Source organism: Microbacterium gallinarum, assembly GCF_014837165.1.
GTDB lineage: Bacteria > Actinomycetota > Actinomycetes > Actinomycetales > Microbacteriaceae > Microbacterium > Microbacterium gallinarum.
Window position 1 is genome coordinate 49,399 of the sequence record NZ_JACSPM010000006.1, and the last position, 12,424, is coordinate 61,822.

Here is a 12,424-nt window from a genome sequence, read left to right on the forward strand (position 1 = left end):
GCCGCCCGAGGCGGGGGCGTGCCCCGCGCCGCCCGCACGGTCGCTACGCTCGGGACCATGACCTCTTCCTCCCCCTCGCCCGGCCTGCGCTGGGGCATCCTCGGACCGGGCGGCATCGCACGCGCCTTCGCCTCCGATCTGCGCACCGCCGGCCTCGACCTCGTCGCGGTCGGATCCCGCAGCGCCGACTCGGCAGGCTCCTTCGCGTCCGACTTCGAGGTCGCCCACGTGCACGGGTCGTACGATGCCCTCGTCTCCGACCCGGACGTCGACATCCTCTACATCGCGACGCCGCATCCGTTCCACGCGGAGCAGGCGATCCTCGCGCTCGAGCACGGGAAGCACGTCCTCGTCGAGAAGCCGTTCACCCTCACCGGCGTCGAGGCCGCCACGGTGCGCGACGTGGCGGCAGAGCGGGGTCTGCTCGCGATGGAGGCGATGTGGACGCGCTACCTGCCGCACATGATCCGCATCCGCGAGGTCGTCGCCTCGGGCGCGCTCGGCGACATCCGGATCGTGATGGCCGATCACACCCAGAAGATCTCCGACGACCCGGCGCACCGCCTGAACGCCCTGGAGCTCGGCGGCGGAGCACTGCTCGACCTCGGCATCTACCCGATCTCGTTCGCGTGGGACATCCTGGGCGAACCGCTCGCCATCACCGCGTCTGCGCGGCTCGGCGAGACCGGCGCCGACACCGAGGTCGCGACGATCATGTCGCACGCCTCCGGCGCCCTGTCCACCTCGATCTCGGGATCGCGCTCCGCGGGTCCCAACACCGCCTCGATCATCGGCACCGAGGGCCGCATCGACATCGCCTCGGTCTGGTACAACGCGACGTCCTTCCGCCTCGTCGCGCCCGACGGCAGGACTCTCGAGGAGTATGCGTCCGCGATCAAGGGCCGTGGCATGCAGTTCCAGGCGCTCGCCGCGGAACGCCTCGTGGCGGCGGGCCTGACCGACAGCGACGTGCTGCCGATCGACGAGACCGTGGCGATCATGTCGACGCTCGACGAGATCCGCGAGCTCATCGGCGTGCGCTACCCCGGCGAGGAGTGACATGACCGACCTGCAGAACGCCCGCGTCGCCGTCTACCTGGACTTCGACAACATCGTCATGAGCTGGTACGACCGCGTCCACGGCAAGAACTCGTACTCGCGCGACCGGCAGAAGATCATGTCGGATGCCGCGGACCCGGCCATCGCCGAGCGCCTCGCCGCCGCCATGATCGACGTCGGCGCGATCATCGACTACGCCACGTCGTTCGGCACGCTGGTGCTCACCCGCGCGTACGCCGACTGGTCGTCGCCGGTGAACGCGGTCTACCGCTCGCAGCTCGTCGCGCGCGCGGTGGACCTCGTGCAGCTGTTCCCCGCCGCGGCGTACGCGAAGAACGGTGCCGACATCCGGCTCGCCGTCGACGCCGTGGAAGACATGTTCCGCCTCCCCGACCTCACTCACGTGGTGATCGTCGCCGGCGACTCGGACTACGTGCCGCTCGCCCAGCGCTGCAAGCGCCTCGGCCGCTTCGTCGTGGGCGTGGGCGTCGCGGGGTCGACGGCGAAGTCGCTCGCCGCGGCCTGCGACCAGTTCGACTCGTACGACGCCCTTCCCGGCGTCGCCGCGCCCGAGCCGGCGAAGAAGGACAAGGACGACTCGACGCCGTCGCGCCGGCGGTCCCGCAAGGCCGCCGCGCCCGATCCGGTCGAGGCCCTCCTCGAGCGTGCGCTGCGGCTGGAGAGCGACAAGGAAGACGTCGAGTGGCAGCACGCGTCGGAGGTGAAGAGCCTGATCAAGCGACTCGATCCGGCGTTCAGCGAGAAGGCGCTGGGCCACAAGAGCTTCACGGAGTTCGTGCGCGCGCACCCCGCTGTCGCCGAGATGGACGACTCGGGCAACATCGTGCTCATCCGCCTCGCCGCCGACCGCGCGTAGGCGTCCGCCACACGTGAGGACATTCTCATCCGGCGTCCTTGAAACCTGAATCCGCCTTCATGTAGCGTCGCTCCGGCGGCCTCTCGGCCGCATCGCGCTCTACGAGGAGGTATCAGCGCATGGCATCAGCCACGGCATCCCCCGACCAGCAGTCCAGTCTGCGCAGGGTCGTCACCGCATCGATGGCGGGCACCGTCGTCGAGTGGTACGAGTTCTTCCTGTACGCGACAGCGGCGACTCTGGTCTTCAACGTGGTCATGTTCCCGCCGTCGGACGACCCGTACACCCCGATCATCGCCGCGCTCACGACCTACGCCATCGGCTTCGTCGCGCGTCCGCTCGGCGGCATCGTGTTCGGGCACTTCGGCGACAAGTACGGCCGCAAGAAGCTGCTGCAGCTCGCGATCATCCTCGTGGGCGTCGCGACGTTCCTGATGGGCTGCCTCCCGACGTTCGACCAGGTCGGGTACTGGGCCGTCGGGCTCCTGCTCTTCCTGCGCTTCGCCCAGGGCTTCGCCGTCGGCGGCGAGTGGGGCGGCGCCGTGCTGCTGGTCTCCGAGCACTCCCCCGACCGCTCGCGCGGCTTCTGGGCGTCGTTCCCCCAGGCGGCGGTGCCGCTCGGCAACCTGCTCGCCACCGTGGTGCTGCTCGTCCTGAGCAACACGCTCTCGCCCGAGGCGTTCCTCTCGTGGGGCTGGCGTGTGGCTTTCTGGCTCTCCGTCGTGATCGTCGCCGTCGGCTACTACATCCGCACGCGAGTGACCGACGCCCCGATCTTCACCGAGGCGCAGAAGCAGGCCGAGGAGTCGAAGCACACGCGCTACGGCGTGGTCGAGGTCATCAAGCGCTACCCCCGCGGGGTGCTCACCGCCATGGGCCTGCGATTCGCCGAGAACATCATGTACTACCTCGTCGTGACGTTCTCGATCGTCTACCTGCGCACCGCGCTGCAGCTCGACGTCGCCGCGATCCTCGGCTACCTCGTCATCGCGCACATCGTGCACATGGTGGTGATCCCGCTGGTCGGCGCGCTCGCCGACCGCGTCGGCCGCAAGCCGGTGTACTTCGCAGGAACCGTCCTGGCGGCGGCGTGGGGCTTCATCGCCTTCCCGATGTTCGACACACGCGACCCGATCATCATCATCGCGGCGATCTGCCTCGGCCTGATGATCCACGCGCTCATGTATGCCCCGCAGCCGGCGATCATGTCGGAGATGTTCCCGACGCGCATGCGCTACTCCGGGGTCTCGCTGGGCTACCAGGTCACGTCGATCGTGGCGGGCTCGCTCGCGCCGATCATCGCGACTGCGCTGCTCCAGCAGTACGGCACGTGGCAGCCGGTGGCGGTCTACCTCGCGATCGCCGCGGCGATCACCCTCGTCGCCGTCGTCTCCATGCGCGAGACGAAGGGGTCATCGCTCCACGACCTCGACCGCGTCGACGAGGAGCGGCTGGCCGCCGATCGCGCCGCGGTGTGAGAGCCGAGCGGATGCCTCGTTCCCTTGCGACGGGGCATCCGCTCCTCTCTGCCCGAAGGGCCCCGACGAATGCCGCGGGGCCCTGACGAATGCCCGGAGCCGCCCCTGATCTGGGGAATCACGCGTCGGGTACAGTGTGGTTCGTGGCACGCCGCAACCCGCCTCCCGGCTCGCAGACCTCGCTCCGCGAGGCCAATCGCGCGCGCCTGGTCGAGTCGCTCAAGCGCCACGGCCGCCTGACCCAGGTAGAGCTGGCCGGCTCGACGGGCCTGTCCCCCGCGACGGTGTCGAACATCGTCAAGGAGCTCACCGCCTCCGGCCTGCTGCACACCTCGTTCACGTCGCGCAGCGGTCGCCGCGCGACGCTGGTGTCGCTCGCCCGCCAGCTCGGACTCGTCGCCGGCGTGCACTTCAGCTCGCGTCAGCTGCACATCGCGATCGCCGACACTGCGCGCGCGATCGTGACGCAGTCGTCGCTTCCGCTCGCCCTCGATCACCGCCACGACGCGGAGCTCGATCGCCTCAGCCTGCTCCTGGGCGACATGATGGAGTCGCTCGGGGGCTCGCTGTCCGACCTGCTCGCGGTCGGCCTGGCTCTTCCCGCGCCGATCGATCCCCGAACCGGCATGGTGTCGACGCCCGGGCTGCTGCGCGGCTGGGAGGGCGTCGACGTCGCCGAGAGCCTCTCGGCCCGCATCGGGCGTCCGGTCTATGTCGACAGCGAGGCCAACCTCGGCGGCCTCGCCGAAGCCCGCGAAGGCAGTGGGCGCGAGGCATCCTCGTCGGTGTTCATCCGTGTCGGGCACACCATCAGCGCGGGCCTCATCGTGGGCGGCGACCTCTTCCGCGGCGTCAACGGCAAGGCCGGCCAGATCGGCCACGTCACGATCGACGAGAACGGCCCGATCTGCCGGTGCAGCAACCGCGGGTGCCTCGAGACGTACGCCGGCGGTCCCGCGCTGCTGTCGCTGTTCCCCGCCGGTGAAGGCATGCAGCGGCTCGGCGATCTGCTCCAGGCCGCCGAGGCGGGCGACGGCAGCTCGCGACGGGTCATCGCCGACGCCGGACGCCACATCGGCATCGCCGCCGCGAGCCTGTGCAATCTCTTCGACCCTGAGCTGATCGTCATGGGCGGCGAGCTGGCCCAGGCGGGCGAGATCCTCATGGCGCCGATGCGGCACTCGCTGGAGCGCACCGCGCTGCCCTCTGCCGGCGGACTGCCGGAGATCGTCGGCGCCTCGTTCGGGGAATGGGCCGAGACCCGCGGCGCCATCGCCATCGCCCTCGACCACGTGACGGTGGACGCGCAAGCCCTCCCCCATTCGGCGTAGGGCGTGGCGATGTCGGGATCAGGACGAGAGGTTCTGAGGAAGGCGATCGGGCGCGCGGCGGCCATGACGGCGCTGCTGCTCGCGGTCACGGGTGGCGCGGCCGCGTGCGCGGACTCCCGGCCCGGACCTTCGTCGAGCAGCGGGTCGGACTCCATCGCGCTCCTGCTGCCCGACGCCAAGACGGCGCGCTACGAGACGTTCGACCGGCCGTTCTTCGAGGCGCGTGTCGCCGAGCTCGGCGACTACGACGTGCTGTACTCCAACGCCGACCAGGACGCCGCGAAGCAGCAGCAGCAGGCGGAATCCGCGCTCACGGCGGGCGCCGGCGTGCTCGTCCTCGACGCCGTCGACGCCAACGCCGCCGTCACCATCGTGCGCTCCGCGAACGCCAAGGGCGTGCCCGTCATCTCGTACGACCGGCTGATCGCCGGAGGGGACCTCGCGTACTACGTCTCGTTCGACAACGAGAAGGTCGGCGAGCTGCAGGCCGCGGAGTTCGTCGATGCGGTCGAGGATGCCGGGGGCGGCGGCATCCTGATGGTCAACGGCTCGCCGACCGACAGCAACGCCGCGCAGTTCCGCGAGGGAGCGCACCGCCTCATCGACGCGAGCGGGCTCGACGTCCTGGCCGAGTACGACACCCCGGACTGGAGTCCCGACAAGGCGCAGGCGTGGGTCGCGGCGCAGATCGCGCAGCACGGCGACGAGATCGTCGGCGTCTACGCGGCCAACGACGGCACGGCCGGCGGCGCGGTGGCGGCGCTCAAGGCCGCGAACGTCGATCCGTTCCCTGTCGTGACCGGTCAGGACGCCGAGCTGTCGGCGCTGCAGCGGATCATCACGGGCGACCAGCACATGACCGTCTACAAGGCGATCAAACCGCAGGCGGAGCTGGCCGCCGAGGTCGCGGTCGCCCTGCTGAACGGCGAGGAGGTGACGGCGCCCATGCGGGTCGACGGTGTGCCGACGACGCTGCTCGACCCTGTGGCGGTGACCGTCGACAACATCCTCGAGACCGTCGTCGCCGACGGGTTCTGGACCGTGGCGGACATCTGCACCCCGCAGTACGCCGATGCGTGCGAAGCCGCGGGCATCGGGTAAGGTCCTGACCTTGGCGAGGAGGGCATGAGCGGATGTCGACGACACAACCGCGGGCGGGGCGCTCGCGCGAGCGCGTGCTCACCATGCGCGGCATCGGGAAGCACTTCGGCGCGGTCAAAGCGCTCACCGACGTGGACTTCTGGGTCAACGAGGGTGAGGTGGTCGCGCTCGTCGGCGACAACGGCGCCGGCAAGTCGACGCTCGTGAAGGTGCTCGCCGGCGTGCACGCGCCCGACGCCGGGACGATCGAGTTCGACGGTGCGCTCGTCGACATCCCGAGCCCCGCCGACGCCCAGGATCTCGGGATCGCCACGATCTTCCAGGACCTCGCCCTGTGCGACAACCTCGACGTCGTCGCCAACCTGTGGCTCGGGCGCGAGCTGCGCGACGGCCTGGGCCTCGACGAGGTCGACATGGAGCAGCGCACGTGGACGCTCCTGCGAGAGCTGTCCGCCAAGATCCCCTCCGTGCGCATCCCCGTGGCGTCACTGTCGGGCGGCCAGCGCCAGACCGTCGCGATCGCTCGGTCGCTCATCGGCGATCCGCGCATCGTGATCCTCGACGAGCCGACGGCAGCTCTCGGCGTGGCACAGACCGCCGAGGTGCTGAACCTCATCGAGCGTCTGCGCGAGCGCGGGCACGGGGTGATCCTCATCAGTCACAACATGGCCGACGTCATGGCCGTGGCGGATCGCGTGGTCGTGCTGCGCCTGGGCCGCAACAACGGGGTGTACAACGTCGCCGAGGTCACCAGCCAGACGCTCATCGCCGCGATCACCGGCGCCGCCGACAACTCGGCTGCGCGCACGGCCGCCGAGCGGGTCGCGACGAGCGCGTCGCCCTCGGAGACCCCCGTCGAAGGCGAGTCAGCCGACGACGACGGACCGGCGGCCGAGATCATCCGTATGCCGCGCTCGCGGCCGCGCCGTCCGTCGCCACCGAAGGACGGTCGTCCGTGAGCCGCGATCAGCATCCGCTCGCACCCGGCGCGGACGCCGACCCGCGGCTGCTGAGCGTCGAGGGCCTGCGCGGAGCGGTCGAGTCGCTGTTCGCTCGCATCCGCGGAGGCGACCTCGGGGCAGCGCCCGTGGTGGGCGGGCTCATCGTCATCTGGCTGATCTTCCAGGCGCTCAACCCGGTGTTCCTCTCGAGCGAGAACGTCGTCAATCTCACGATGCAATGCGCTGCGATCGGCACGATCGCGCTCGGGGTGGTGCTCGTGCTGCTGCTGGGCGAGATCGACCTGTCCGTGGGGTCGGTGTCGGGCCTCGCCGCCGCCGTCCTGGCCGTCACCTTCGTGCAGCTGAACTGGCCTCTCGTGCTCGCACTCGTGGCCGCCGTCGGCGTCGGATGCCTCGTCGGCCTCCTCTACGGCTTCCTGTACACCCGCTTCGGGCTGCCCAGCTTCGTGATCACACTCGCGGGGCTCCTGGGGTTCCTCGGGCTCCAGCTGTGGGTGCTCGGCGACACGGGCACGATCGGGCTCCCGTTCGATTCCTGGATCGTCGAATTCGCGCAGGACTGGTTCCTGCCCCACTGGGCGGCATATCTTCTCGTCGTCCTGTCGGTGGGCGCGTACGCCTGGGTGCTGCTGCGCCGCGCGCGACGACGCGCGGCGGCCAACCTCGTGAGTCAGAGCAACCTCGACATCGGATTGCGCAGTGGTGGGCTGCTGGTGTTCCTGCTGTCGACCGTGTGGTACTTGAACCTCCACCGCGGTGTCGGCGTGATGTTCGTCTTCTTCATCGCTCTCGTCGTGGTCATGAACCTCGTGCTCACGCGCACCCGCTGGGGCCGCGCGGTGTACGCGGTCGGCGGTTCCGTCGAGGCCGCGCGGCGCGCCGGCATCCGGGTCGACCGCATCTATCTCTCGGTGTTCGCGATGTGCTCGATGCTCGCCGCCGTCGGGGGCATACTCGCCGCGGCGCGGCTGGCTTCGGCCGGTCAGAGCTCGGGAACCGGCGATGTGAATCTCAACGCGATCGCCGCGGCGGTCATCGGCGGTGCGAGCCTCTTCGGCGGCCGCGGGTCGGCGTTCTCCGCACTGCTGGGGATCATCGTCATCCAGTCCATCTCGTCGGGCCTCACGCTGCTGACCCTGGACTCCTCGGTGCAGTTCATGATCACCGGCGTTGTGCTCGTGCTGGCGGTCATCGTGGACTCGATCTCGCGTCGCGCGCGGGCAGCCACGGGCCTCGCCTGACGCGACTCTGGGTTCAGAGCGCAAATTCGTCGTCGTATCGTTTCGACGCACCCCGACGATTCGTTGTGCGAAATGGCTCGGTGTGACCGTTCCCACCGGCATTGTGCACGAAACTTTTCGATCCGAGGGTGGGTGAACGCTTTCTCGAACGGTCGAACGGACGGCGTTGCCAAAGCGTTACGTTCAAGACTTGACGCCAAGAACCCTCCTCGAAAGGATCGCTTCAAGCGCGAAGTGCGTCAGGGACGATCCTGGGGCTCGCGCACTTCAATGACGAAAGGCGAATGATGAAGAAGTCTTCACTCCTCACCGTGGCCGCCCTCACGGGCGCCGCCGCGGTGATGCTCGCGGGCTGTGCCGGCGGCTCCGGTGGGACCCCGACCGACGGCGGCGACGACGGCGGCGAGGCCACCGGCGGTCGCGCGTGTGTGATCCTTCCCGACGCGGCGTCCTCGCCCCGCTGGGAGAACTTCGACCGCAAGTACCTCCAGGAGGGTCTGGAAGGCGCGGGCTTCGAGGTCGACATCCAGAACGCCCAGGGCGACGTCGCCAAGTTCGCGACCATCGCGGACCAGCAGCTCACTCAGGGCTGCGGCGTCATGCTGCTCGTCGACTACCAGGGCGCGGCTGAGGCTGTGGCCACCAAGGCCAAGGCCGAGGGCATCCCGGTGATCGCCTACGACCGCCCCTTCGCCGGCGCGGACTACTACGTGTCGTTCGACAACGTCGAGGTCGGCCGCCTCCAGGGGCAGACGGTCCTCAACGGCCTGGAAGCCGCTGGCGTGGACCCGGCCGCGGCGACCGTCGTGTACATCGGCGGCGACCCCACCGACGGCAACGCGAAGATGTTCCACGACGGAGCCGTCGAGGTCATGGAGGCCGCGGGAATCGAGCCGGCGGCCGAGCCGCCGGGGGCGTGGGACCAGGCGAAGTCGCAGACCAACTTCGAGCAGGCCCTCACCAGCCTGAACGGCCAGGTCGACGGCGTGTGGGCCGCCAACGACACCAACGCCGCCGGTGTCATCAAGGTGCTGCAGGACAACAACCTCGAGGGCGTCGCCGTGTCGGGTCAGGACGCGAACGTCGCGGGTCTGCAGAACATCCTGCTCGGCTGGCAGACCGCCACGGTCTACAAGCCGGTCGCCGACGAGGCCAGCGCCGCCGTCGACACCGCCATCGCCCTGCTCAACGGAGAGACCGTCGAGACCGACGCCGAACTGGAGGACGGCACGCCGTACATCCAGGTGACGCCGGTGCTCGTCGGTCCGAACGAGGTCAAGGACGTCATCGCCGCAGGCGACGCCGCCTACGACGACGTGTGCACGCCGGAAGTCATGGCCGCGTGCGAGGAGTTCGGGGTCACCGCCGAGTAATCTGTCGGGCAAGAGCCGCGAGGGCGTCGCGTCATCACGGACGCGACGCCCTTGCGCGCTCGCACCGACACTCTGCAAGGAAGCGAGTATGTCAGACACGATCACAGCCACAGAGCCGATCATCGAATTGGTCGGCGTCAAGAAATCGTTCGGCCCCGTCAGCGTCCTCAAGGGCGTCGACCTCAAGGTGTACCCAGGCAAGGTGACCGCCTTGGTCGGCGACAACGGCGCCGGCAAGTCCACACTCATCAAGGGGCTGGCCGGGGTGCAGCCGTACGACGAGGGCGAAGTCCTCATCGACGGTGCCCACCGCGACCTCCACGCCCCGAGGGATGCCTCGGGCCTCGGGATCGAGGTCGTCTACCAGGATCTCGCCCTGTGCGACAACCTCGACATCGTCCAGAACATGTTCCTGGGCCGCGAGGAGACCTCGATCGGCACGTTCGACGAGGGGCGCATGGAGAAGGAGGCGTCCGACACGCTGCGCTCGCTGTCGGTGCGCACGGTGAAGTCGGTGCGCCAGAAGGTGTCGAGCCTCTCGGGCGGACAGCGGCAGACCGTCGCGATCGCGCGGGCGGTGCTGAAGAAGGCGCGGGTCGTCATCCTCGACGAGCCGACGGCCGCCCTCGGCGTGGCCCAGACGGAGCAGGTGCTGAACCTGGTCAAGCGGCTCAGCGAACAGGGGGTCGCGGTGATCCTCATCAGCCACAACCTCGCCGACGTGTTCGAGGTGGCCGATGACATCGCCGTCCTGTATCTGGGCCAGATGGTGGCGCAGATCCCGGTGAGCGAGACCACCCGCGACGACGTCGTCGGGTACATCACCGGCACCAAGACCCTGGGCGGCGTCAGCATCGTCGACACGTCCACGCTTCGCACCGAGGAGGGGGCGCTATGAGCAGCAATGCGACACGCACGGAGGCCGCTCCCGACCCGCTCGCGAGCGACCTGATCGGCAGCGGCGTCGAGGGCGGCGTGGTGGACCAGGCACGAGCCTGGTGGCAGCGCGTGCGCAGCGGCGACATGGGCGCGCTGCCCGCCATCGGCGGTCTCGTCGTCCTCGGCATCCTGTTCACGGCGCTGAGCCCGTTCTTCCTCACCGAGCGCAACTTCGCCAACCTCCTGAATCAGGCGGCGACGCTGGTCGTGCTGGGCATGGCACTCGTCTTCGTGCTGCTGCTCGGCGAGATCGACCTCTCGGCGGGTGTCACCGGCGGAGTCGGGATGGCCCTGTTCGTCGTGCTGAACTCGCAGTTCGACGTCCCGTGGCCCCTGGCGCTGCTTCTGGGCTTCGGGTTCGGCTTCCTGATCGGTGCCTTCATCGGGTTCTTCGTGGCGAGAGTCGGGATCCCGTCATTCGTCGTCACGTTGGGCCTGTTCCTGGGTCTGCAGGGACTGGCGCTCGTGATCATCGGCCCGGGCGGTCTGTTCCGGGTGGAGGTGCCCGAACTCATCGCTCTGCAGAACGGCAACCTCCCGGTGTGGGGCGGCTGGGCGATGCTCGCGATCATGCTGATCATCTCGGCCGCGACGTCGTTCTGGGATCGCGCGCGCCGCGCCCGCGCCGGCGTGCCGAATCGGGCGATCTCGCTGGTGTTCATCAAGCTCGCCGTCATCGCGGTGCTCGGCGGCACCGTCGTGTACATCCTGAACCAGGACCGCGGCCAGTCCGTCAACGCGGTGCAGGGAGTGCCCAACGTCGTGCCGATCGTGCTCGTGATCCTCTGGGTCGGCACGTTCGTACTGGACCGGACGAAGTTCGGCCGCTACATCTACGCGATCGGCGGCAACGCCGAGGCTGCACGCCGGTCGGGTGTCAAGGTCCGCTGGATCAAGTGGTGGGCGTTCGTGATCTGCTCCAGCCTGGCGGTCTTCTCGGCTCTGCTCAGCGTCTCGCGCGTGGGAACGGTCGACGCCACGGTCGGTCGCGACATCGTGCTGAGCGGCGTTGCGGCGGCCGTGGTCGGCGGCGTGAGCCTCTTCGGAGGCAAGGGCCGCCTGATGCACGCCGCCATCGGTGCGCTCGTGATCGCGACCATCACGAACGGCCTGGCACTGCTGAACCTGCCCGCGGGCGTCAACCTGCTCGTCACGGGTGGCGTGCTGATCCTCGCAGCCACCGTCGACGCCGTGTCCCGCCTGCGCGGCAACGGCGCGCGCACCTAGCGGGTCTCACCGTCGGAAGGCGCCGGGCGCGGCATCCGCCCCGGCGCCTTTCGTCGTCCCGGGGGGCCGTGTCAGGACGCGGCGATGATCTCGTCCACCCACGCCGGCACGAGGTCGCCCGCGCGGCCCGCGCGGGCGTCATCGAACGGCACGACCGCGTCGCTGGCGACGAGGTTCAGCTCGACGGTGCGTGCTCCGAACGCCGACGCGAGCGCGACGTACCCGGCCGCGGGATACACGGCGCCCGAGGTGCCGATCGAGGCGAAGACGTCGCATGCCACGACGGCCTGCTCGATGCGGTCGAGCTCGTATGGCACCTCGCCGAACCAGACGACGTCGGGGCGCAGCATCCGCTCACCGCAGACCGGGCACGGCGGTCGCCACACAAGGTCCGCGTCCCACACCGGCCGCGCACCGCAGGCCAGGCACAGGGCGCGCCGCAGCTCCCCGTGCATGTGCACGAGGTTGCGCGTGCCCGCCCGCTCGTGGAGGTCGTCGACGTTCTGCGTGACGACCAGGAGCTGCTCCCCCAGCGCGAGTTCGAGGCGGGCGAGCGCGTCGTGGGCGGCGTTGGGGTGGACGGATGCCACGGCGCGCCGCCGCGCGTCGTAGAACGCCTGGACGGTGTCGGGGTCGCGCTCGAAGGCCTCCGGCGTCGCGACGTCCTCGATCAGGTGGCCCTCCCACAGCCCGTCGGCGTCGCGGAAGGTGGGCACGCCGCTCTCGGCCGAGATCCCGGCGCCGGTGAGGACCACGATGCGCATGGATCCAGTGTGCCCGGCCGGGGCACGCGAAAGACCCGGACCAACAGAGCGGTCCGGGCCTTCCGCTGCCGG

At 69.7% G+C, this 12,424-nt stretch carries 11 protein-coding genes; 10 read left to right on the plus strand and 1 reads right to left on the minus strand.

All coding sequences use genetic code 11. The annotated features are described in order from the left end of the window. Positions 1–57: 57 nt before the first annotated feature. The 10 genes from H9622_RS14450 to H9622_RS14495 all read left to right on the plus strand — a co-directional run bounded on the left by H9622_RS14450 (position 58) and on the right by H9622_RS14495 (position 11,588). A complete protein-coding gene (locus H9622_RS14450) occupies positions 58–1,059 on the plus strand; it encodes a Gfo/Idh/MocA family protein (protein ID WP_191767125.1) in 1,002 nt (333 codons plus the stop codon). A gap of 1 nt (position 1,060) precedes the next feature. Continuing rightward, a complete protein-coding gene (locus H9622_RS14455) occupies positions 1,061–1,936 on the plus strand; it encodes an NYN domain-containing protein (RefSeq protein ID WP_191767126.1) in 876 nt (291 codons plus the stop codon). 119 nt (positions 1,937–2,055) lie between these two features. Beyond that, positions 2,056–3,414 carry an MFS transporter gene (locus H9622_RS14460; RefSeq protein ID WP_191767127.1) on the plus strand — a complete coding sequence of 453 codons (1,359 nt, stop codon included), beginning with the start codon at positions 2,056–2,058 and terminating at the stop codon, positions 3,412–3,414. Between the two features lie 143 nt (positions 3,415–3,557). Continuing rightward, on the plus strand, positions 3,558–4,745 hold the full coding sequence (locus H9622_RS14465; RefSeq protein ID WP_318247134.1) for an ROK family transcriptional regulator: 1,188 nt from the start codon (positions 3,558–3,560) through the stop codon (positions 4,743–4,745). Positions 4,746–4,754: 9 nt separating this feature from the next. After that, a complete protein-coding gene (locus H9622_RS14470) occupies positions 4,755–5,846 on the plus strand; it encodes a sugar ABC transporter substrate-binding protein (protein ID WP_225222149.1) in 1,092 nt (363 codons plus the stop codon). A gap of 32 nt (positions 5,847–5,878) precedes the next feature. Then, positions 5,879–6,805, plus strand: coding sequence for an ATP-binding cassette domain-containing protein (locus H9622_RS14475; RefSeq protein WP_191767129.1), 927 nt, complete (start codon positions 5,879–5,881; stop codon positions 6,803–6,805). 47 nt (positions 6,806–6,852) lie between these two features. Then, positions 6,853–8,049 carry a sugar ABC transporter permease gene (locus tag H9622_RS14480; protein WP_225222165.1) on the plus strand — a complete coding sequence of 399 codons (1,197 nt, stop codon included), beginning with the start codon at positions 6,853–6,855 and terminating at the stop codon, positions 8,047–8,049. A gap of 287 nt (positions 8,050–8,336) precedes the next feature. After that, the gene (locus H9622_RS14485) at positions 8,337–9,422 is read left to right on the plus strand and encodes a sugar ABC transporter substrate-binding protein (RefSeq protein ID WP_191767131.1); all 1,086 of its coding nucleotides are present in this window, start codon (positions 8,337–8,339) and stop codon (positions 9,420–9,422) included. Between the two features lie 88 nt (positions 9,423–9,510). After that, positions 9,511–10,320: an ATP-binding cassette domain-containing protein gene (locus H9622_RS14490; protein ID WP_191767132.1), complete on the plus strand. Its 810-nt coding sequence runs from the start codon at positions 9,511–9,513 to the stop codon at positions 10,318–10,320. Next, positions 10,317–11,588 (plus strand): sugar ABC transporter permease, encoded by a 1,272-nt coding sequence (locus tag H9622_RS14495; protein ID WP_191767133.1) that lies wholly within the window; start codon positions 10,317–10,319, stop codon positions 11,586–11,588. The genes H9622_RS14490 and H9622_RS14495 overlap by 4 nt, the downstream gene beginning before the upstream one ends. A 71-nt stretch (positions 11,589–11,659) precedes the next feature. Here H9622_RS14495 and H9622_RS14500 read toward each other — a convergent pair whose 3' ends face one another. Then, entirely contained in the window at positions 11,660–12,352 is a 693-nt protein-coding gene (locus tag H9622_RS14500) for an NAD-dependent deacylase (RefSeq protein ID WP_191767134.1), read from the minus strand. Positions 12,353–12,424: the final 72 nt, after the last annotated feature.